Source organism: Pseudoalteromonas gelatinilytica, assembly GCF_001641615.1.
In the GTDB taxonomy this organism is placed as follows: domain Bacteria; phylum Pseudomonadota; class Gammaproteobacteria; order Enterobacterales; family Alteromonadaceae; genus Pseudoalteromonas; species Pseudoalteromonas gelatinilytica.
In genome coordinates this window covers 127621-151098 of the sequence record NZ_LRRU01000007.1, presented here as the reverse complement: position 1 = coordinate 151098, position 23478 = coordinate 127621, and the positions used below count along the sequence as shown (strand labels likewise).

Here is a 23478-nt window from a genome sequence, read left to right as displayed (position 1 = left end):
GTGCCTTGTTCTACGCATGTTGCTCTGCTTGCGTAGCTGCTTTGTCTTTACGACGTTGGACAATATAGTCTTTCAGTGGGAACAACAACACTAAGATCGAAATCACAAAAATACTCAGTGTTAATGGGCGGTCCCATAAAAAGCTCAGCGAGCCATCTGAAATCATCATGGCACGGCGGAAATTTCGCTCAATCATATCACCGAGGATAAAGCCAAGTAATAAAGGCGCCATCGGGAACGCTAACAATCGAAGTACCAAGGCCACCAGCGCAAAGCCCACCATCATAAATAAATCAAAGGTGTTAAATGACACTAAATACACGCCAATTAAGCTGAAGAATAAAATCATCACTGTCAGCACAGATTTAGGCATTGCCAGCACTTTAGCGAAATACGGGATCAGTGGCAGATTCAAAATAAGCAGTACAATATTGCCAAAGTACATACTGACAATAACTGCCCAAAACACGCTTGGGTTTTCTTGCATTAACATAGGACCCGGCTGAATACCGTAGGCAATTAATGCACCTAACATAATCGCTGTCGTACCAGAGCCCGGAATACCTAAAGTCAGCAATGGTACAAATGAGCCAGTACAGGCTGCATTATTAGCCGACTCAGGTGCAGCTAAGCCACGCATTGAACCCTTACCAAATTTATCTTTCAGTGCTTTTGGAGCAAGGTTACGCTCAGTAGCATAGGCCATAAAGCTGGCAATCGTTGCCCCTGCGCCCGGTAAAACACCGACAATAAAACCAAGTAAAGATGAGCGGCCAACCACAGGAGCCATATCTTTGACTTCTTCTTTAGTCAGTTTTGTTGAACCAATTTTTGGCGTATCAGGATCGTCCAGCTTTTTATCTGGCTCAGCTTCTGGGCGCGCCACATTAATCAGTGCCTCAGCCAACGCAAACGTTGCCATTGCCACTAATAAAAAGCTAATCCCATCTAATAAATCGGCTTGGCCAAAGGTAAAGCGCTCGGTACCTGAAGAGGGATCAATACCAACCGTTGCCAGCATTAAACCAAATACCGTCATCATCATGGCTTTTAAAAATTGCCCTTTATTAGAGAATGCAGCAATGGCCGTTAAGCCTAAAAACATCAGTACAACATAATCAGGCGATTGGAAACTTAATGACACTTTCGCTAATAATGGCGCCGCCACCATCAGTAAAATGGCGCCAATCGTCCCGCCTATAAAGGATGAATAAGCTGCAATAGCCAGAGCTTTACCTGCCTTACCTTGTTTTGCTAGCGGGTAACCATCAAACGATGACGCTACTGTCCCCGCCACACCCGGCGCATTAATCAAAATAGAAGAAGTAGAGCCACCGAATATAGCCCCGTAGTAAACACCCGCCATTAAAATCATGCCCGAATCAGCACCGATGCTGTAAGTGATCGGGATCATCAACGCAATCGCAGTAATTGGCCCAAGGCCAGGTAGCATACCGATGAACGTGCCAACAAAGCAGCCAACAATCACATATAACAAGTTGTTCCAGTCGAGTACGGTCGACAAACCTAACATAATTCCATCAAGCATAACTTAACTCCACAGATTGCCAGGTACTAAGTAAATGCCCAGTACTTGTGTCATTAAAAACCAAAAAACCACGGCCACAGGTACAGAGGCAAACAACAACACCTTCTTACGGCGCTCACCCATAATAAAAAAGCCAGCAATTAAAAAGGCACTGGTGGCAATTAAAAAGCCGAACGGTTCAAGCATGGCGCTATAAGCAACCATCAACACCAACAGTGCAAAGGTACGTAGTAAGTTGCCCTTACTGAGTAGCTCTGCTTTTTCTGCTGGTGCTTGCTTTAATAAGTTCGCACCAATCGATAGTACACACACCACAATACCGAATACCGCATACACTTTTGGTAAGGTTGCTGAAGTAACGCTTTCGTACTCTTCAAATGGCATAAGTGGAATTTGCCAAGCCACAAGGGCGTAGAGGGTAAAGAGGACCAAGAATAAACTTGGTCCAATTAGTTCACGGTTTAACATCGTCTAACCTTAGCCTCGGATAAAACCAAGTTCTTTCATTACAACGCGTAATTGCGCTTCTTGCTGCTCAAGCGATTTAATAAACGCTTCTTTTTCTTGAAATAGATTTAGCCAACCATTACGGGCACGAACCGCTTCCCACTCTGGGGTTTGCTGCAGCTTACGTAGCTTTTCTGTGTACTCGGCAAGTTTGTCTGCTGGTAAATCTGGGGTTGCAAAAAAGCCGCGCCAGTTTACGAACTCCATGTCGTAACCTAGCGACTTTAAGGTTGGAATTGCTGGGTAATCTGGCAATGTCTCTGCTGAAGTCACCGCTAAAATTCGCGCTTGACCGCCATTCGCGACTTCGAGTGCTTCACTTAAGCCTGTTGAAAGCAAGTTGACCTCACCCGACAGTAAACCTGCTTTCGCTTTACCACCAGCATCGTAAGGTATGTAACGTAAACGACGACCATCCAGACCCGCCGCTTTCACCGCTTGTGCTGCTACTAAGTGATCCATGCTGCCACGCGCAGAACCGCCCGCGACTTTTACAGAGCCTGGGTCTTTTTTCATGGCATCAATAACGTCTTGCCATGTTTTAAATGGCGAGTCATTACGCACCACAAACGCACCATAATCAGCAATCATGCTGGCAACTGGCGTTAAATCGCGATAGCTGTAAGGAATTTTGCCTGATAATGCGCGCAGAACGATAGGTGTTGAGTTAACCATCAACATATCGCCTTTTTTAGTGCCCGACTCAATCAAGTAAGCAATTGCACGACCACCGCCGCCGCCCGACATATTCTGAAACGATGCATTGTCTTCAATGCCCGCTTTCACCATTGCTTCGCCGACACCACGTGCTGTGGTATCCCAACCGCCGCCTGGGCCACCCGGTACCAAAAAGTGTAAGTTTGCCAATGCCAGTGGGCTGGCTACTAATAATGAAGCTGCTAAAACAGATCTTTTTAATGATTTAAACATAGTCATAATGCACGACTCCTAAAATAAGTACTGCATACGAGCGCTGATGCCCATACCTGAATCTTCATCACCAACCAGCGTAGAAGCACCGGCACCATCAACATCGCTGTAAATCAGGTTGCCCATAAATTTGATATCGCTGCTTAAATAATAAGATGTGCCTAATGTATAAGTGGTAACGTCGGTACCTTGCTGTTTGCTGCTGGCATTCATTTGTGACACACGGGCAACAAGCTCCCATGCATCTTTAATCCCTTTTGGTTGTACAAATAGCGCTGAACCTGCTTTGTAACGGCGCTGCTCACCGCCTAAGAAGTAACTTGCCGAAACATGAAAGCCATCAAAGCGTTCACCATCAAGGTCATTGCTACTATCTACCGTATCAAGGTAACGGCTGGCATATTCAGCCTCTAGAGTGAATGCATTCGCTTGGTAGGCAAATTCAAGACCGCTTTGCGACATGCTATCAAGCGCTGCCGTTTCACCACCGACTGCGTAATCGACTAAGCGAACATTGGTTTCACGCACTTCACCGCGGGCAAAACGAGCACTTAAATCATTGCCGCCCATATCACGATAAGAATGCCAAGCACCTAAATGGATCACATCACCCGGCGCTGCACTTGACCAGGTTAAGCGACCTGTTACAGCCAATGTCAGTTTGTCATTTTCGTCATGGCCTGAAGCACCAAACGCATCATTTTTGTAAACACCCACCGCGTAACGTAAGCCTGAATCTTTAAAGTATTGAGAAGCTGAGATACCCCAGCGGAAGAAAGGTGAGAAGGTATTAGCAAGGGTGCTGCGCTCAATGGTATTAATATGTTTAGAACTAGTTAGCGCATTGAGCGACATGTCTTCACGGATTTTACCGGCTTTTACTTTTAAGCCGTTGTCGAATGCATAACGTACACGCGCTAACACGATTTCAGCCGTGCCTTCAGCAAATTCGAGTAGTAGTTTGTGATCCCAGTTGCCATGTTCACTTTCAACATAAGTACGGATACGACGTGGGAAGAAGTCGCTGCCTCCTGCGCCATCATTGTCGGCATTGTAAGCACCGTCGAAATAGTTGTAATCAAGTTGCACGCGACCACCAAATTCTAGGTTAAAGCCGCTAGATGTTTTTAATGAGTCCACTTCTTTTTGAAGTGCATCGAGTTGTTGCTGTAGTTGTTCAGTGTCGCTTTGTGCGAATGCTGAGGTACTTGCTAACGCCGCTGCAACGGCTAAAGCGAGCTGTGTGTTACTTGCTTTCATGAATTACTCCACACCAGATTATAATTATTTGTTGTCGTTGATCGGCCTACTGCAATCGGCGATCTGGTTTGGAGCATAGTGTTAACGATAGATTAACGAAATGTTTAGGGGGTAAGTTGCATTGATGGTGATAAATGGCTTTTTGTTCATAAAACTCATGAACAAAAAGCACATTATTGGGGTTTAGTATAAAATCTAGGCAAATTAGCTGCTTAAAAGTCGCAAAACTAGCTAAAGGTCATCTCAGGAATGTCACCAGAGACAATCAGCTTGCCCTGCGTCTTAGCAATAATTTCATCAACCGAAACACCCGGAGCACGCTCTAATAAATGAAATGCACCGTCTTTAATTTCTAAAAGAGCCAAATCGGTGATCACTTTATTGATACAACCAACACCCGTTAACGGCAAACTACATTCGGTCAGCAGTTTTGATTCGCCATGCTTATTTGCATGGGTCATAGTACAAATAATGTTTTTAGCACCGGCTACTAAATCCATCGCACCACCCATGCCTTTAACCAACTTTTTCGGGATCATCCAACTGGCAATGTTGCCGTTTTGGTCCACTTCAAAGGCACCCAGCACGGTTAAGTCAACGTGCCCACCGCGGATCATGGCAAAGCTTTCTGCGGAACTAAATATAGCCGCCCCTTTTGCTGCGGTGACCGTTTCTTTACCTGCGTTGATCATATCAGCATCAACTTGGTCTGCACTTGGGTATGGTCCCATACCGAGTAAACCATTTTCTGATTGCAGCATCACTTCGATGCCATCAGGGACATAATTAGCGACCAAGGTTGGAATACCTATGCCTAAGTTAACGTAGTAACCATCCTGTAGTTCCATCGCCACGCGTTTAGCGATTTGTTCTCGTGATAATGCCATCAGCGTGCTCCTTATTGATTCTCTTGCTTAGTGGTAACTTTCTCGATGCGTTTTTCAAATTCACCTTTAATCACCCGGTCAATATAGATACCCGGCGTGTGAATTTGGCTTGGCTCTAGCTCCCCTGGCTCAACAATTTCTTCAACTTCAAGAACCGTAATTTTGCCAGCGGTTGCTGCCATCGGGTTAAAGTTCATCGCCGTATGACGATAAATGCAGTTACCATAACGATCTGCTTTCCACGCTTTAACTATCGCAAAGTCGCCAGTAATGCTTGGCTCCAATAAATAGTCACGACCATTAATATTGCGGGTTTCTTTACCGTCAGCCACCGGAGTACCCACGCCAGTTGCGGTATAAAATGCAGGAATGCCCGCACCGCCAGCTCGCATTTTTTCAGCTAAGGTGCCTTGTGGTGTGAGCTCTACTTCCAGTTCACCATTTAATAGCTGCTGCTCAAATAGCGCGTTTTCACCAACGTAAGAGGCAACCATCTTGCTGATTTGCTTATCTTCAAGTAGCACACCTAAACCAAAACCATCCACACCACAGTTATTCGATACCACGGTTAAACCACGGGTGCCTTGACGTTTAATTTGTGCAATCAAGCCTTCAGGAATACCGCATAAACCAAAACCACCGGCTATCACTGTCATGCCATCTTCAAGGCCAGCCATCGCTTCGCTATAACTTGTAACTACTTTATCAAAACCTGCCATTGGCTCCTCCTATTGTGCAGTCCAACCGCCATCAATGGCGATTGCTTGGGCGGTAATATTGCGTGCTGCATCGGCCATTAAAAAACTAACGGTATGCAGGATCTCATCTAAGCCGATAAATGCTTTTTTCGGCATCGGTGCTAGCATAATTGTGTCGATCACTTGTTGCTCAGAAATGCCATGTTCTTTGGCTTGCGAGGCAATTTGTTGCTCAACAAGCGGCGTTTTTACATACGCTGGGCACACGGTATTAATCGTGATATTGGCATCGCCAGTTTCAAGTGCCATGGTTTTAGCAAAGCCGATTAAGCCATGTTTTGCAGCGATATAAGCCGACTTATATTTAGACGCCACCATGGCATGGATTGAACCAATATTAATGATGCGACCAAAATCTTGCTCACGCATGCGAGGGAGTACCGCCTTGGTCATCATCGCCGGGCCAACGAGCATAACTTGCTGTAAGAACTGCCATTTATCAGCCGGAAAATCCTCAAGCTTCGCAACGTGCTGAATACCCGCATTATTAATAAGTACATCAATTGGCTGATTAAGCTCAGTGAAAAACTGCTCTATTGCATCACTATCAGCCACATTAAGTGCATACCCTTCAGCGCTGCCGCCTTGTTCAACAATGCCTGCTGCCGCTTGTTGTGCTGCTTGCTGATTTAAATCAGTCACAATAATAGTGTGACCTTGCATCGCCAGTTGCTGGGCAACATAGAGACCAATACCACTGGCTGCACCGGTAATTAAAACTGTTTTGCTCATCGGGTTACTCCTCTAAAAACTCACTGATAAGCTGCGCTTTCGGGGCGATTGAGAAAAGACCATCAAGGTGTCCCCAGCCCCCTTCAATTTCTGAAATCTCAACGTCTTTACCTGCCGCTTTCATGGTGTCAAACACAGTACGCATGTTTTCAGGACGAAGCAGTAAGTCGTTCGTTGCAGGTAGCAATAATGTTTTGGCAGAGACATTTTTAAGTGCTGTTGTTAAATCGCTCTGCATACCAGCGGTAAATAATTGTGATGCCCGGACCAAATAAAGTACATGGTTGGCATCTTGAGTTTTCGCTCGTGCCATTGCGCGCTGAGCGAGTACTTGGTTTAACTTAGGCAAGGTGCGAATGTCTTTTAACGCACCTTCATCCAAAACGTTAAAGTCAGGGAAGCTCGCGTTGTAAATAATTGGATGCATCGCATCTTGCGTAATATTAAGCATGGTTGCCGCTAAACCATCTAATGGGCGCTCTTTGCCGTAGTAATTACCTTGCTGCCAGTTTTTATCTAGACGAATTGGTAACGCCCATTTTTCAAGTGCAGCAACTGTCCATGCATCCATCGTTGCAGCGCCAATCACATGAATTAAGCGCTCAACTTTATCTGGGTAACGTGTTGCCCACTCAAGTGCTTGAAACGACCCCATTGATGCGCCCATCACAGCATGTAACTTAGTGATACCTAGGCTTTCGAGTAAACGCTTTTGCACATTCACAAAGTCAGTAATCGTAACCACAGGGAAATCCAAACCATAAGGTTTACCTGTTTTTGGATTAGTTGACGCAGGACCTGTCGTAATTACATTTTCATCATGCCAGTTGGCATTCACTAAGGTATCTGAGCTAATCACATAATATTTATTGGTATCGATAGCTTTACCTGGGCCGATAATCGCATCCCAATAACCCGGTAGGGCATCATCCGCTTTATATTTACCTGCGGCATGAGAAGTACCAGAGAAGTAATGAGTGATTAAAATCACGTTATCTTTATTGGCGTTTAGTTTTCCGTAACTTTCCCAGCCAATATCCACTTGCTCTAACGTCACACCAGACACAGTGGTAAAATCTTTTGTCGTAAAATGCTGCTTTTCCACCAGCATGGTGTCGGCTTTGTTTGCAGCGCCAAACGCGGTGCTACTAAATACAACCAGCCATAGCAAAATTATTAATTTGGTTTTCATTGCTGTTCCTTAAAAGAAAATAAAGAGTCCGAGTGCCAATGCGACACCGATAAGCGGAATGACCGCAGTCAGCGCTGCCATTGACCAATACGCTCGTTGATGCGTTTCTTTACAGATAGCACGTATTGTTGTGACCACATAACCATTATGCGGCAAGGTATCGAGGGCTCCAGAACTAATTGCCACTACACGGTGCAGTTGTTCAGGGTTTACACCCATGTCTAAATAACCCGGTGCGACAAGCGGTAATGCAATGGCTTGTCCGCCAGAAGCAGAGCCTGTTAAGCCGGCAATCACACTAACCGCAACGGCAGCACCAAGTAGTTCATTACCCGGCATATGGGTCATCACATCGACAGCGGCGGTAAATGCTGGTGACACTTTCGCCACAGCGCCAAAACCAACCACAGCAGCGGTATTACCGATTGCCACTAAAGCGCCAGTTGTACCAACATTAATAGCGTTACCCATATCGTGAAAATGCTTGAAGTTAATAATCACAATACTCATTACGCCACCAAGCAAGGCAACAATCAGCGCCGTCTGCTGTAAAATATCGTGCAATGCAAATGACAGAACTAATACCACAATCAGTGGGATCACACCGGTGATTGGATGCGGACGACGACGCTCAATAATCACAGGATCATCATCACGCGCTTCAAACGTTTCGCCGTTAGCAACGGCTTTTTTGATCATCTTGTTTAACCAAAAGTAACCTGCTGTCGCCATGAAAATAGCGACCACTAAGCTCACTTCCCATGCCGCATAAGGCGACGTGCCAAGGTGCTTAACCGGGATCCAGTTTTGAATTTCTGGCGAACCTGCCGAAGTCATGGTAAAGGTCACCGAACCAAATGCCAGCGTTGCTGGAATAAAGCGGCGCGGTAAGTTTGCATCTTTAAACAGACTTAATGCCATTGGATAAACAGAAAACGCAACGATAAAGACGCTCACGCCACCGTAGGTTAAAACGGCACAGGCAATCACAACCGCAAGAACGGCGTGCTTCATACCTAGTTTACCCACAATGTAGCTTGCAACACTGTCAGCAGCACCGGTGTCTTCCATGAACTTACCGAATAACGACCCCAGTAAGAACATAAAGAACCACGCACTTAAGAAGCCTGCAAAGCCATCCATATAGGCGTTAATAAAGTTTGTATCTGCCGATACAGGGAAAATGGCCATGCCACTACTAAGTGCAACTAATAGTGCACAGATTGGCGCAGCGATAAATAAATTTACCCCACGCAGCGTTAAAATGATCAGCAGTATTAAACCGCCTAACAGTCCTATCATGCTCAGCATAGACATTCCTATAATTATTGTTATTACACAGATGAGGTGACATCGGAATAATGCTTTCAGTCTTACCCTAAGCGCTCAAAAAATACATAACACTAAGGTACTATCTGCTTTAAAAATAGCTTAATTGCTTGATAAATAAAGGGCTGTGGCGGGTATAGCACTATGGTACTAATTCAATTTCTGCAACTATCTTCTACATTAACTGACAGGTGACACGGGCAAATCTTATTCAGTCTTCGGCAACATCAATGTGAGTGGCCATAAGACTAATGACAACAATAACAAGGAATACAACATGATAAAGCTTAACCCAAAAGTCGCGCCACTTACTCTGGCTGTATCACTTGCTTTGGCAGGTGTCAGTGCTCAAGCGGCAGAACAAGCCGAACCTGCAGCAAAAAAAGGTGAACTTGAACGTATTCAGGTAACAGCACGTAAAACTGTTGAAAACCTGCAAGAAGTGCCAGTCGCAGTCACTTCAATTGGTGCTGAAGAGCTGGCTGAAAATGGCATCGTCGTCATGACCGAAGTTCAGCAGTTCTCGCCAAATACCACCTTACAAGCAAGCCGTGGTACTAACTCTACAATTACTGCGTTTATTCGTGGTGTAGGTCAGCAAGATCCACTCTGGGGCTATGAGCCGGGTGTCGGTATCTATATTGATGATGTTTATCTTGCCCGCCCACAAGGTGCCGTGCTTGATCTACTTGATGTGCAACAAATCGAAGTATTACGCGGCCCACAAGGGACGCTTTACGGTAAAAATACCATCGGTGGTGCCATTAAATACGTCACCAAAGAAATGAGCGGTGATGCCACGTTAAATATACAAGGCACTGTAGGTAGCTATAACCAAAAAGATTTAAAAATTACTGGCCAATTACCGATTGTTGACGAAAAACTTTACGTTGGTTTTGGTTTTGCAACGCTTAACCGTGATGGCTTTGGCGAGTTTTTAACGTCTTCTCTTGATAACCAAGACCGCGAAAACTACAACAAAGACGTAACCGCAGCACGCGTTACTCTCGAATACACACCGACTGATGACCTTTTCTTCCGCTTAGCGTGGGATAAAACAGAAGACAAATCAAACGCAAAAGGTGGTTACCGTTTACTACCAAGTATTCTTACCGATGCACCTGTTCCAGACAGCGTGTATGACTCATACACCAGCTTACCAACATGGAACAAAGTTGAACTTGAAGGTTACAGCCTAACTGCTCGTTGGGATATGACTGACAGCACTAGCATTAAATATGTCGGTTCAAGCCGTGAGAGCTACTCACCAACCAATATCGACTTTGATAACACGTCACTGCAAATTTTCGATGTACCTGCTATTTACGATGATGAGCAAACCACTCACGAATTACAGCTAAATCATCAAGGCGATAACTACAAACTAGTTTCGGGTCTTTACTACTATGATGGTGAATCTTGCGGTCAATTTGAGGCTATTCTAGGTATCTTAGGTCAAAGCCTAGGTGCACCAGGCCTAACTCGTGAAGTAAGCGGCTGTAGTAACTCAAACAGTAAAGCAGCGTATATCCAAAGCTCAATTGATTTAACCGATAAATGGTCAATGACACTCGGCGCGCGTTACACCAAAGACAAAAAAGAAGCACAGGTTAACAACGGCCTAATCTTTGACATTGTTTACCCTGAGTCAGGTTGGGTGCCAGGTTACACTCGCCCAGAAGGTCAGCTTGTACCAACGGTACTCGATGATGAAGAAGAATGGTCACGCTTCACACCACGTGCAGGTGTTGAATATCAGTATTCAAACGACATCATGTTCTTTGCAAGTTATGCGCAAGGCTTTAAGTCAGGTACTTTCAACCCACGTGCAACTACTGCAGAGCCAGCTGCAAAACCAGAAATCGTTGATTCATTCGAAATCGGTATGAAGAGTGAGTGGAACAATAACTTACGTGCAAACGTCACTTTATTCACCCTTGACCATAAAGACCGTCAATACATTTCAGTATTACCGGGCGACAGCGCAGCAGATCTAAACCAACGCTTAGGTAACATTGGTGAGTCAACATCAGATGGTATCGAGCTTGAACTAAACTATGTAGCATCAGAATCACTCAGCTTTGATGCGTCAGTGGGTTACATCGATAGTAGCTTTGATAACGTGATTGATTACGACCCAGTGACTGGTGAGCAATTTGATAAATCAGATCGCTTTAGTGTATCAAACACACCTGATTTAACCTTTAATCTGGGTGCAACGTACCGCATGTACACAGAAATGGGTGACTTTGTTGTCAATGGTAACTACTACTACCGTGGTGACTACGCGCTATTCGAAGAAGATAGTCTACTAACGCAAGATGCTTACGGTATCTTCAATATGGGTATTACTTGGTACAGCACAGATGGTCACTGGACTGCAGGTCTTTACGGTAAAAACTTAACGGACGAAGAGTACATGATTGGTGGTTACCAGTTCGTGGCACCTGATCCAACAGACCCAACAGATACCAGCAAATACACCCCAGGTTTAGGTGGTGATAATACGCTAATTGGTTACTACGGCGACCCTCGCACTGTAGCCTTCACTGTTGGTTACCGTTTCTAAAATAGAATCTAAATCCTTGTGTGAGAAAAGGTTTGTCTGAAACTTCCCCTCAGGCAAACCTTGTTTCAAAAGGCAAAATCACTTATAACATAACGCATTGGAGAATCGAGGGAATGTCTTTAGCTGTGAACACCATAATCGCCGATGATCACCCGTTATTTAGAAGTGCGCTGCGTCAAGCTGCCGCGACATCAGTGCCAGAAGAACATATTAAAGAAACCAGTGACATTGATGGTTTGTTTACACTGTTAAGCGCTCACCCTGAGATTGAACTAATATTTTTAGACCTCACCATCCCAGGTGCAAATGGCCTACAAGCCCTTTCGCAACTGCGTAACCACTACCCTGATATCTTAGTGATTATGGTCTCTGCCAATGAGACACCAGCCATAATCAAACAAGCCATGAGCCTTGGCGCTGCAGGCTATATTCCGAAGTCATCTTCTTTAGATGTCATCAGTGAAGCAATTAGTCATGTACTCAATGGCGACACTTGGTTACCACCTGAAGTAGATTTAACTGATGTGGTGATCAACGACGAACAAAGCGAATTTGCTCGTAACCTCGAAAAACTAACTCCGCAGCAATACCGCGTACTTGCAATGATTGCCGACGGCTTATTGAATAAACAAATCGCCTTCGAAATGTCGATTCAAGAAACCACAATCAAACAACATGTGTCAGCGATTTTACGTAAACTCAATGTCTATAACCGCACCCAAGCAGGCATTTTATTTAATCAACTTTCACAGGTTGGCAAAATCGAAGAAAGCTAATTTAAGCATTCACTCCCAGGTTTAAATTGAAATTCCCATAAATGGGAATTCTTACATCACGGAAAATCACAAAAGACTTAGAATTCATAAAGTTAAACTTTGGCATACTCCTCGCTTTAGTGCTCATCATTAAAAACAATCTAAGTAAAAAATAATAGATTCAAATGAACACTAAGGACAACATCGTGTACACAGCTTGCAAAAAACTTGGCAAAAAATTAATCCTTCCAACGATTGCTCTTCTATCCACTTTGAGTACCTTTTCTGCACATGCAGATGAGCTCGACCAATGGCTGGTTGAGCTAATGCAAAAAAGGCATATTCCAGGACTACAACTCGCTGTTGTGCAAAATAATAAAATAACGAAAGTTGCCAGCTACGGAGTTGCAAATATAGAAGATAATATCGCCGTTGATGCCGACACTTTATTTGTGATTAATTCCGCAACTAAAGCCTTCGTTGGTGTCGCACTGATGCAACTTGTTGAGCAAAAGAAGTTAGACCTTAATGCACCTATTGGCACTTACCTACCAGAACTGCCAGCTCAGTGGCATGCTATAACAACAAGAGAATTAATGAGCCATACATCAGGTTTACCTGACATCATAAAAGATGAAATTGCTAATCTAATCTCAGATCAAGGGCCTGATGATGCATGGCAACAAGTACAAACTAAACCATTAGAATTCGAAACCGGCACCCGTTTTAAATATAACCAAACAAACTACGTCATTATCGGTCAGTTAATTAATAAGTTATCTGGGATGCCATTTCAGCAATTCATAGCAAAAAAACAATTACAACAAACTGAAATGAACAGAACACTTGAAGCGGGCTTTGGTAATCTCAATAACGTTGTCAAACATTCAGCTAGACGATACGAAAAGCATGGTAATGAGCTTATAAATTCAAGAGAAGCTATTTTCTCGCCAATGCTACAAACAGCCGCGGGCATGGCCTCAACAGCAACTGAGATAGCAAATTGGCTAGTGGCATTACAAACTAATCAGCTTATTAGTGCACAAAGTATTCAGCAAATGTGGACTCCGACTCGACTAAAAAATGGTCATACTCAAGGCTTTAATCAACGCGTAAATGGCTACAGTATTGGCTGGCCAGTTATGGGACGAGAAGAACACCCGGCATTAGCTGCAATAGGTGGTAACAGAGCCGGTATCTTTGTTTACCCAGAAGATAATATGTCGATAGTGATCTTAACCAACTTGATTGGCGCAATGCCATCGCAATTTGTAGATGAAATAGCAAGCTTTTATATTCCTGAAATGAAACAAGAAAATGGCTTTGGTTTAGCGAAAAATATTAAACGCTTATGGCAAGTTCTTGAAGTGCAAGGCTATGAAAATGCAATTACAGCTGCCGCTCAATTAACTAAAGATGAGCAAGTTCAATTTACTGAAAACGATATTAACTTATGGGGTTACTCGCTTATTAACCAAAATAAACTCAATGAAGCGTTAGCGATTTTTAAACTTAATACGCACCTTTACCCACATAGTTACAATACTTTTGATAGCTTAGCAGAGGCATACTGGTACCTCGGTGATCTAAAGCAAGCAACCGCCAATTATAACCATGTGTTAAAGCTTAAACCTGATAACGCACATGCTAAAAAGCAACTAGCTAAGCTTGCAAAGCTGATGGAGTAAACAACACATTATTGGTTATCCCACTTTTGATTGTATTAATCCCAGAAGTGGGAAAAACCATTTCCTCCACCAAATACAAAACCATTAAAATCAACACCTTAACAATTGGCACAAAACTCGCCTTAGCTATTCCATGATTATTTAATTTTATCAGTATCATGGATTTAGACAGCACACTAAAACGCAAACCTCAGCAATCAAAAGCTAAAAAATGGCTTATGGCTGCAGCCATTGGCGTGTCGGCTCTTGGCGCTTTAATGGTGTATCAATGGGCTACACCCACCGTGGTTGCTGCAAGCCAACTGCAAATTGCAACCGTAGAACAAGCCGATTTTGTGGTGAAAATACGTGGCTTTGGCCGTTTAAAGCCAAAGTATCAACGTTACTTAACCAATACCGACACCGCAATGGTCGAAGCTATCCATGTATACCCCGGCACTATCGTTAAAAAAGACACGGTGATTTTAAGCCTCGTCAACCCACAGCAAGCGCAGCGTTTATCGGTCGCTCGACTAGAACTTGCTCGCCAAAAAGCCAGTGTTAATGAGCAAAAAATTAATCAGCAAAGTGAGCTACTTGAGCGCCAAGCAAATCTCGCCATATTAAAAAGTGAGCTGCAAAGCGCAGAGCTTAGAGTCGATGCCGAAAGCAAACTGATCGAGCAAGGAATTGTTTCAAGCCTCGATTACAAACGAAGCATGCTAAACGTTGCACAGCTTACAGAGCGCGTAAGTATCGAGCAGCAACGCCTCGCTCAGCTCAAAGAAATGCACTTACAACGCAACAAAATACAGCAAGAACTATTAAGCCAATTTGAGCTTAATTATCAGGTTGAACAACAGGCTTTTGATCAGCTGCAAATAACAGCAGGCATCGATGGCATGCTGCAAGAATTGAATGTTGAACTTGGTCAAAACCTCGTGCCGGGTACCCGCCTTGCGGTGGTTGGCTCAAATAAAGCACTCAAAGCAGAGCTAAGCGTTAAGCAAGCTGATGCCGAAAAAGTGGCACTCAATATGGCAGCGAAAGTTAACACTTTTAGCCAAGCAGACCACGGTGAAGTTGATGCCAAAGTCACCCGAATTGACCCTATTGTTACCGATGGCCGAGTTATCATCGAACTTGATTTACAAGGCACACTGCCTGCCAATGCCCGCCCAGATTTGAGCATTGAAGGCTATGTCGTTAGCAACATTATTCCTGATGCGTTAACCATTAACGTGCCACAAAAAGCACAAGCTCACAGCGAAGCCACGCTGTTTAAACTTAATCCAAATACCCAGTTAGCAACGCCAACCTATATCGAATTTGGTACACTCAGTGACAATCAAATTCAACTTTTGAGCGGTGCCACCGTGGGCGAACAGCTGATCATTTCAGACCTTTCTAAATGGCAGCATTTGGCAACAATAAAAATCGAACAGGACAGTTTATGAAAACCAATACGCTTATCTCATTAAACAAAATCGCCAAAGTTTATCGCGGCCAAAATGTTGAAACCTATGCATTAAAAGACATCAGCCTGAATATTAACCAAGGTGACTATATCTGCATTAGCGGCCCATCTGGCTGTGGTAAATCGACGCTGCTGTCATTATTAGGCTTACTCGATAGCCCAACTGCTGGCGACTATTTCATTAAAGAAGTCGACACAAAAACCCTTGATATGGATCAGCAAGCTGAACTTAGAAACCTTCACATTGGTTTTATATTTCAGTCGTTTAACCTAATTGATGAATTATCGGTGTTTGACAACGTAGCACTGCCGCTCACTTATCGAGAGCCAGCCATGAGCCCGAGCGAAATTGAGCTTGCGGTAAAACAAGCCCTTGATGAAGTTGAGATGGGCCACCGTGCTCAGCATAAACCAAACCAATTATCCGGTGGTCAGCAACAGCGTATTGCTATTGCCCGCGCACTGGCTGGCAAGCCAAGCATTTTATTGGTGGATGAGCCAACTGGTAACTTAGATTCAAAAAATGGTGATGCCGTCATGGACTTGCTTGATGAGCTGAATAAAAAAGGCACCACGATTTGTATGGTAACCCATGATTTACGTTATGCCGGACGTGCAAAGACGCAACTTAAATTGCTAGATGGTGAAATTGTTTCCTACTCTGAAGCTCGCCATGCACCTAGCAACGACACTGCTGAGCAAGTACTCGAAAGCGCCGAGGTGATGTAATGAAATTAACCAAAACACGCGCCCAACTAAGCTTAGCGTGGGCATCATTAATGAATGCACCGGGCTTTGTGACAGCGGTTATCGCAACGCTTGCTTTAACTCTTGCCACCTTATTTGTGGTGCTTAGCCTTGTTAACAGCTACTTTTTAAAACCCCTTGATGTGTACGATGAAAGCCGCATGGTGGTGGTTGAGCAATCACTTACTTATGATGACTACGATGCCACCGGCTTTCAAAGCTATCAATCGATGGTACATTGGCTTAAGCATAATCAAAGCTTTGAACAAAGTATGATGATCAATGCAGGTGAGCAAATCTTTGCAAACCTAGATGGCGAACCTAAAGAGCCTGTGCTGTATGTTGGCGGCAACTACTTTGACTTATTAAACACGCCATTTTTAATGGGACAGGGTTTTGACCTTGGAGAAACGCTAGAAACACCTGATGACCGCGTTGTTATCTCTGCTAACTTTTGGCGCAAGCATTACAACAGCGACCCGAACATTATTGGTAAAACACTCTCAGTCATGGCGGGTGAAACCGATTATGTTCACCGTATCGTCGGTGTTGTTGATGACTCATTCAGCCCCCCTTACATGTTTAAAGCAAGCGATGTTGAAGTGTGGTTTCCATCAAGTGCGGACCGCCGTTTCTTTCACAATGATGATTGGCAAAGCCCGTGGACAAACACTTTTAAAAACCTAAAACTGATTGCCGTTTTAAAGCCTGGGGTCACTATAGATCAAGTTAAAGTCGATTTAAAACAGCAAATTGATACGGTTAAATCAGAGTGGCTAAACAACGGGGGGATCACCGATGTAAAACCTGAAGTAACTCCTTATCGTGACGTTGAGCTGGGTAATAACGATGACTTAAGCTTAATGATGTTAGCCGGTGCAGTAGGGCTACTGATTATTGCAGTACTTAACGTCAGTACTTTATTCTTCTCGCGCGCTCTTGCTCAACATAAAACCCTCGCCTTGCAGGCGGTGTTAGGTGCTAAACGCAGCACGTTATTTAAAAGTATCTTTTTACAGTCACTAATTTTAATGACCTTATCGGTAAGCATTGCACTGTTTTTATCGGTATGGGGCATACGTTTATTTAAAGTATTGGCAGAAGGCCGATTACCACTGGTTAACAGCTTGGCGGTTGATAGCACGTTGGTCATTGTTGCCATCATACTGTGTATTGCTCTTGCTTATATTTTCTCTGTAATTACAGCGCGTTTGGTGAATTACAAAACCCTAAATACGCAAATGCAGAACAGTGGAAAAGGCGGGGTTTCGCAGGTATCTGGCCGTACAGTGCGTATTTTAATTGGCTCACAAATGTTTGTTGCCGCGCTGCTTGTGAGTTTTTCGGTGATGGTAGTCAGTAAAGCCATGGGCACGATTAACCGCCCACTCGGCAGTGATACCGAAAACCTTTATTTTGCCAACCTGTTCCAGCCAAATAATCAAATGTCATTGGCGGAGCGCTACGAACATATGCTGCAATACAAGCAGGTTTTGCTTGATAGCCAAGGCATTGATGATGTTGCCCTGGGTCACAGCCCAGTATCAGCAAGACAAAATGCCAACACCCTGACTGATGTAAACGGTAAAAGCTCAATTTTCTTCCCTAGTCAGTGGGTAGGGCCTGATTACTTTGCGTTAGTTAACACCAAAATTCTCGCTGGCCGCACCTTTAGCGAACAAGCCATACGTGGTGAAACCAACGAGATACTTGTCTCGGTCAGCGTTGCAGAGAACTTATTACCAGGCCAAGATTATCGAAATATCATCGGCAAGAGCTACCAAGGCTTAGAAGAAAAGATGTATGAAGTGGTGGGTGTAACCGAAGATTTTAATCACCCTAAATACTACGATGAGTCGTTTGGTCGTCACATTTGGTGGCCAGCAACACCGTATAGCTACATGTTTACTATCAAAGCTTCTGATGGGGTTAAGCTGACTAATAAACAAATACTTAATACGCTAAAAGAAAAGAACAGCGACCTAACCATGTGGCAGTTTAATGACCTGCAACAAGAGTACGACAATTTACTGTATATGAGCCGACTGACTGTGGTTCTATGTAGTACCTTAGCGCTATTTACTCTATTATTAGCAGCAATCGGTATCTTTGGGGTACTAAGCTACAACCTAGGTCTGCGCCGTTATGAGTTTGGTATTCGTATGGCATTAGGTGCGAAAAAAGCGCGCTTATTCAAGCTGATGAGTGTTGAAGCTATTATCCCTGTGCTCATTGGCTTTGCGGTTGCACTTGCTGTGGTAATGATGGGTTTTTACATGTTACAAGGCCAGCTAATGTCTTGGCTGATACTTGATGTAAGACTGCAATTACTTGCTTGGAGTATTACCTTATGTATTGCGCTATTCGCTTGCTTTAGACCTTTGGTTTTACTACTTAAAGCAAAACCTATGGCCGCACTACGTAACGATTAACAGCACAAAATGGTGGCTTAAGTTTTAGCTTAAGCTGCCTCAACAGGATAACAAGAAAACATCATGGACAAAATATTAGTCATAGACGATCAAGCTGATGTGCGTCTGGCTGCTACTGTTGCATTACAACAATTGGGCTTACATTGCCTTGAGGCCGAAGGCCCTGAACATGCCCTTGAGTTATTAAAATCAGAGCACATTAGCCTGATTTTGCTCGATATGAACTACAAGCTCGACACCACCTCAGGTGAAGAAGGGTTACGCTTTTTAAAGCAACTAAATCAATTAGGTTCGACCATACCTGTCATTGTCATGACCGCATGGGCCAGCATTGATGTTGCCGTTAAAGCCATGCAATTAGGGGCTGTCGACTTTGTTGAAAAGCCATGGAATAACTTACGCTTAACCGCCGTTGTACAACAACAACTCAAGCTCAAGCAAAGTAATCACGACAATGCCTGTTTAAAGGCGCTTACCAGCGACACACAGGCCCACTACATAGCCCACTCAGAAATCATGCAACTGTTGCTTGCCAAAGCTGAGCGCGCAGCAAAAACCGATGCCAGTATTTTAATTACCGGCGAAAATGGCACTGGCAAAAGCTTATTGGCACATTATATTCATCAGCATTCACTCAGAGCTGATAAACGCTATGTAAGCGTGAATGTTGGCGCCATTGCCCCAACGCTATTCGAAAGCGAATTATTTGGCCATAAGAAAGGCGCTTTCACTGATGCCAAAGAAGACCGCTTAGGACGGTTTGAAATTGCCGAAGGCGGCACCTTATTTTTAGATGAAATTGCGACTTTAAGCCTTGAGCTACAAAGTAAAATGCTGCGTGTGCTAGAAAGCAAAGAATTTGAAGTGCTCGGCTCAAGCCAAACCAAAACCGCCGATGTTCGCATTATTTCTGCTACCAATAGTGAATTAGCTACGGCCATTGAGCAGGGTGAATTCCGCCGTGACTTATTATTTAGACTCAATACTATTGAACTGCACATTCCACCGCTTCGCGACAGAAAAGACGACATCGCTCCCTTAGCTGAACACTTGTTGTTAGTGCATGGTAAAAAATACCAACGAGCGAATATGGCGCTCAGTGTTGATGCTCTACAGGCGCTAAAAAATTATAGCTGGCCTGGTAATATTCGTGAGCTAAGTCACTGCATTGAACGCGCGGTGATCATGAGCGATAACAACAATATTCAAGCCAATGACCTCATTTTAGATCAACCAAGTTGCGAGCAACCGAATAGTAATGCGGAACAAGCTTTGCCACTATTGCCCCTTGAAGAGCTTGAAAAACAGATGATTCAAAAAGCGCTGCTGCAATTTAATGGCAATGTTATCGCCGCAGGAGAGTTTTTAGGATTAAGTAAATCGGCTATTTATCGTCGCATTGATAAACATCAGCTCGATTTAAAAGAAGTAGAACGCTAAATGAGTAGTAAGTTGTCGTTAGAGCAGCGTATTCGACGCTATTTTTATATGGTTATAGCGCTGCTATTAACGCTTGGTATTGCCCTTTCGCTCAGCTTAAAACTAGATTGGTTTGCCAGTATCAGTCTATTATTGCCGTTTATCGGGATAAGCACTTTTGCTTTAATTAAAAGCTACCGTGTGATCACCGATGTGGTTGAACGCTTTGGTCTGCAACTAGATGCACTGGCAAATGACGAAAGTAATAGTTGGCATTTAGCGTCTTATCAAAGTGGACGAGTCGCAGCGCTTAAGCAAGATTTTGCCAAGCTCAGCAATAAAATAGCCAAGAACAAACGCCATTACATGCAAACAGAAGAGTTTGTTTTTGAGTTTGCCAGCATGCTGGACTTACCCATCGTTATACTAGACCCCCATGGCTTAATTTACTTTAGTAATAAGGCGTTTATAAACAGTATTAGTCATCGCCAAATTGAAGGTAAATCGGCCAGCGACTTAGGCATTGCTCTGCATGATGGCGAATGGCAACAAAACAGTGACTCACTGTTTAAACAACGCTTTCAAATCTCATCGCAGACTTTTTGGCGGACCGGCAGAAACTTTGAATTACTAACCTTCTTTTCAATTGAGCAACAGCTTCGCGATAACGAACAACTTGTATGGCAACGTTTGATTCGAGTGTTAAATCATGAAGTGCGTAACTCACTCACGCCGATTTATTCAATGAGTCAATCATTGCAAACCCTTAAGCGCCAAGGACAAATTAGCAGTCACGATGATCTCGCCCAAGATATGTTGCAAGTTATAGAAAAACGCGCTCAACACTTGCTTGATTTTGTAGCCAGTTACAGTGCGTTTGCCAAGCTACCACCTGCACAAAAACAAGCAATTAGTAGCGAGCAATTAAACACACGTTTAAGCGCTATCTTTCCTGAACTAGTGATAAATAGCAGCGAAGAGTTACATGTTAATGCCGATTTCGGTCAGCTAGAACAAGCGTTGATCAACCTGATAAAAAATGCTTTTGAAGCTGGCAGCAATTCTGCCCCTAGCCTCACTTGGTCAAGACAAGGTGATAACTTAAATATTGCAATTAGCGACCAAGGTTGTGGTATTCAAAACCCCGATAACTTGTTCGTGCCATTTTACTCAACCAAGGCAAATGGCACAGGTATAGGACTTGTGATCACCCGAGAACTTGTGCGCAACCAAGGCTTTGAGTTATCAATAAACTCAAAACCCCAGCAAGGCACAGAAGCTACAATTACGGTGCCCAGCTAACTTATTTTACAAATGTGGCTTTCACTCGCTTAGATAAAAGCATATAAGGTCCCCAGATCACAGCTTGAATAAGCCCTCTGAAAATCATCGTTTTCATTTCATCATCGAACACGTCGACATCAGGCACAATTAAACTAACCGCATAGGCATCGAGAGCAATAAACGCTAATCCACCAAATAATATCGCTAAGTACCAACTTACAAATGCTTTCTTATGCTTAAAAAACAACACAATTAAATAAAGCGAAGCTAAAAATAGTGCTGCATTAAACACCATTTCAATGATCAGTAAAGGCTCCCAAAGTGGATGATACATATCACCAAATTGCGATGTTAAACGTTGCCACATCTCGGTCGTGAAAATGGGTTTAAAGGTATTTACTGATTCGATAAATACTCTAAAAGGGCTGAGTACCACACCTATCGCCACAAGAATAAGCCAACCTTTTATGCCAACTAAGTCATCATTTTCGGGGCTTTTAGCTTCTGGTGTTTCGATTTTATTTTGTTGTTTTGCTTCTTCCATGAGTTGTCCTTATTATTTTTATTTCTTCTACTATACGCTTATTTTTTAATAAAATTCACAAAAAAACAGATTGTTGCGCTTTCAGAAAAACCACGCTATGTTTATTTTTTAAACTACGGAAGGTCATAAAAATGAAAAACGCCATAAAACCCATCGTATTAGCAACGTCACTTATTCTAGTCACAGCCTGTAATTCAACGGCCCCTATTAATAAAACAGCAACGACAGCGATTAACCAAGAAAAATTTAGCCAATTTCATCAGTATGATGAAAAATCAAATATCACACTTGAGTACACTGACTACGGGCAAATATTAAATGCCTCGGTGATTGATTTAGGTATGTCAGACCGCTATCGCATTTCAAATAATACGAGCAAAATAGGCACACGATTATCATCTAACCCTAAACCGTCTACCGCAACAGAAGCAAACCGCTTTTATTATGATTCGTACAGAAAGAATCCTCAGATGAAGCAAGACTTGCAAATAGTGCAAGAAAATATGGCCGACCTGCCAAACAAGGTGAATTTAAGTAACTTACCAAAATCAGAGTTACTCGCTTACTGGCTCAACCTCTATAACGTGACAGTACTCAATGAACTAGTTCAGCAATATCCTGTTAAAAACCTAACGAGGCTATTAAACGAAGAACCAAGCTTTTTTGATAAGCCGCGCTTTAACTTTAATGGTAACCAGTATTCATTAAACGATATTGAGTACAACATTGTTGCACCGCTATTTAACAATGACCCGCTATTAATGTATGGCTACTATCGTGGCTACATTGGCAGCCCAAATTTACTAGACCACCCATATACAGCGAAAAATGTATTTGCAGCCCTGACCACCAATGCAGTGCAGTTTGTTAATTCAAACCGCGGCAGTGTGATAGGTAACCATAGCACTCGTGTTTCTTCTTTATACCTTGAAAAGAAAAACTATTTTCCTAACTTTGAAGAAGACTTAGCTGACCATCTTCAATCGCTAGTGATTCAAGAGCCAGATAAAGACCAAGTTGTGCAAAACCTCTCTTTTAGTATCGATAACTATGATATTACCGACATCCTAGGCAGTGATATGGAATATGGTGGAGGTAACGCGACAGTCGCCGATCCAAGCGTAATTGCCTGGGGCTGGGATAACACCTTCATGACATATGGAGATAACTTAACCAAAGAAGTCGGCCATGTAAGCCCGTTACGTCGCGAAATTTTGCAAAAAATCACGCAAAAATACTATGAAGTAAATACTCGCGTTGAAATAAAAGACTTACCAGCTAAAGAGTCTGAAGATAAATAATATAACCCTAAAGCGGCTCACCATGAGCCGCTTAGACTCACCACATCCTTACGAGACCTACACTATAAAAATTAATTTTTATTTGGCTCAAGCCGCGAAATTCAGTAATTTGTCATATAAAACTAAACGTAATTAGAAA

General features: G+C 43.3%; 19 protein-coding genes. 9 read left to right on the top strand and 10 right to left on the bottom strand.

Going from position 1 to position 23478, the window contains the following annotated elements; translation table 11 throughout:
- Window positions 1-10 precede the first annotated feature (10 nt).
- The 9 genes from NH153_RS03420 to NH153_RS03380 form a co-directional block, all read right to left on the bottom strand.
- Window positions 11-1549, bottom strand: coding sequence for a tripartite tricarboxylate transporter permease (locus tag NH153_RS03420; protein ID WP_063700964.1), 1539 nt, complete (start codon window positions 1547-1549; stop codon window positions 11-13).
- A gap of 3 nt (window positions 1550-1552) precedes the next feature.
- Entirely contained in the window at window positions 1553-2017 is a 465-nt protein-coding gene (locus tag NH153_RS03415; RefSeq protein WP_063700962.1) for a tripartite tricarboxylate transporter TctB family protein, read from the bottom strand.
- A gap of 9 nt (window positions 2018-2026) precedes the next feature.
- Window positions 2027-2992 carry a Bug family tripartite tricarboxylate transporter substrate binding protein gene (locus NH153_RS03410; protein ID WP_370625277.1) on the bottom strand — a complete coding sequence of 322 codons (966 nt, stop codon included), beginning with the start codon at window positions 2990-2992 and terminating at the stop codon, window positions 2027-2029.
- A gap of 12 nt (window positions 2993-3004) precedes the next feature.
- Entirely contained in the window at window positions 3005-4246 is a 1242-nt protein-coding gene (locus tag NH153_RS03405; RefSeq protein WP_063700960.1) for an OprO/OprP family phosphate-selective porin, read from the bottom strand.
- Window positions 4247-4473: 227 nt separating this feature from the next.
- Window positions 4474-5133, bottom strand: coding sequence for a 3-oxoacid CoA-transferase subunit B (locus NH153_RS03400; RefSeq protein WP_063700958.1), 660 nt, complete (start codon window positions 5131-5133; stop codon window positions 4474-4476).
- Between the two features lie 11 nt (window positions 5134-5144).
- Window positions 5145-5852 (bottom strand): CoA transferase subunit A, encoded by a 708-nt coding sequence (locus NH153_RS03395; RefSeq protein WP_054552327.1) that lies wholly within the window; start codon window positions 5850-5852, stop codon window positions 5145-5147.
- Window positions 5853-5861: 9 nt separating this feature from the next.
- Window positions 5862-6623, bottom strand: coding sequence for a 3-hydroxybutyrate dehydrogenase (locus NH153_RS03390; protein WP_054552326.1), 762 nt, complete (start codon window positions 6621-6623; stop codon window positions 5862-5864).
- A 4-nt stretch (window positions 6624-6627) separates the two neighbouring features.
- Window positions 6628-7815, bottom strand: coding sequence for an E22 family MetX-like putative esterase (locus NH153_RS03385; protein ID WP_063700956.1), 1188 nt, complete (start codon window positions 7813-7815; stop codon window positions 6628-6630).
- Between the two features lie 9 nt (window positions 7816-7824).
- Window positions 7825-9126, bottom strand: a complete 1302-nt coding sequence (locus NH153_RS03380; RefSeq protein ID WP_063700953.1) for a GntP family permease — start codon at window positions 9124-9126, stop codon at window positions 7825-7827.
- Between the two features lie 295 nt (window positions 9127-9421).
- Between NH153_RS03380 and NH153_RS03375 the strand changes: the two genes are divergently transcribed.
- From NH153_RS03375 to NH153_RS03335, 8 genes are all read left to right on the top strand, one after another.
- Complete coding sequence (locus tag NH153_RS03375) at window positions 9422-11713, top strand: TonB-dependent receptor (protein WP_063700951.1); 2292 nt, start codon at window positions 9422-9424, stop codon at window positions 11711-11713.
- Between the two features lie 113 nt (window positions 11714-11826).
- Window positions 11827-12489: a response regulator transcription factor gene (locus NH153_RS03370; protein WP_054562939.1), complete on the top strand. Its 663-nt coding sequence runs from the start codon at window positions 11827-11829 to the stop codon at window positions 12487-12489.
- A gap of 164 nt (window positions 12490-12653) precedes the next feature.
- Window positions 12654-14156: a serine hydrolase gene (locus NH153_RS03365; protein ID WP_082873981.1), complete on the top strand. Its 1503-nt coding sequence runs from the start codon at window positions 12654-12656 to the stop codon at window positions 14154-14156.
- A gap of 158 nt (window positions 14157-14314) precedes the next feature.
- A complete protein-coding gene (locus NH153_RS03355; RefSeq protein WP_063700947.1) occupies window positions 14315-15592 on the top strand; it encodes an efflux RND transporter periplasmic adaptor subunit in 1278 nt (425 codons plus the stop codon).
- Entirely contained in the window at window positions 15589-16341 is a 753-nt protein-coding gene (locus tag NH153_RS03350) for an ABC transporter ATP-binding protein (RefSeq protein ID WP_063700945.1), read from the top strand. The genes NH153_RS03355 and NH153_RS03350 overlap by 4 nt, the downstream gene beginning before the upstream one ends.
- Window positions 16341-18791 carry an ABC transporter permease gene (locus NH153_RS03345; protein ID WP_063700943.1) on the top strand — a complete coding sequence of 817 codons (2451 nt, stop codon included), beginning with the start codon at window positions 16341-16343 and terminating at the stop codon, window positions 18789-18791. Before NH153_RS03350 ends, NH153_RS03345 begins: the two co-directional genes overlap by 1 nt.
- Window positions 18792-18854: 63 nt before the next feature.
- Complete coding sequence (locus tag NH153_RS03340; RefSeq protein ID WP_063700941.1) at window positions 18855-20231, top strand: sigma-54-dependent transcriptional regulator; 1377 nt, start codon at window positions 18855-18857, stop codon at window positions 20229-20231.
- Complete coding sequence (locus tag NH153_RS03335; RefSeq protein ID WP_063700939.1) at window positions 20232-21512, top strand: sensor histidine kinase; 1281 nt, start codon at window positions 20232-20234, stop codon at window positions 21510-21512.
- Between the two features lies 1 nt (window position 21513).
- Here the strand turns inward: NH153_RS03335 and NH153_RS03330 are convergent, their stop codons facing one another.
- Window positions 21514-22038 (bottom strand): DUF2569 domain-containing protein, encoded by a 525-nt coding sequence (locus NH153_RS03330; protein ID WP_063700937.1) that lies wholly within the window; start codon window positions 22036-22038, stop codon window positions 21514-21516.
- Between the two features lie 131 nt (window positions 22039-22169).
- Here NH153_RS03330 and NH153_RS03325 point away from each other — a divergent pair, with 131 nt between their 5' ends.
- Window positions 22170-23339, top strand: a complete 1170-nt coding sequence (locus tag NH153_RS03325; RefSeq protein ID WP_063700935.1) for a DUF547 domain-containing protein — start codon at window positions 22170-22172, stop codon at window positions 23337-23339.
- The last annotated feature ends 139 nt before the right edge of the window (window positions 23340-23478 follow it).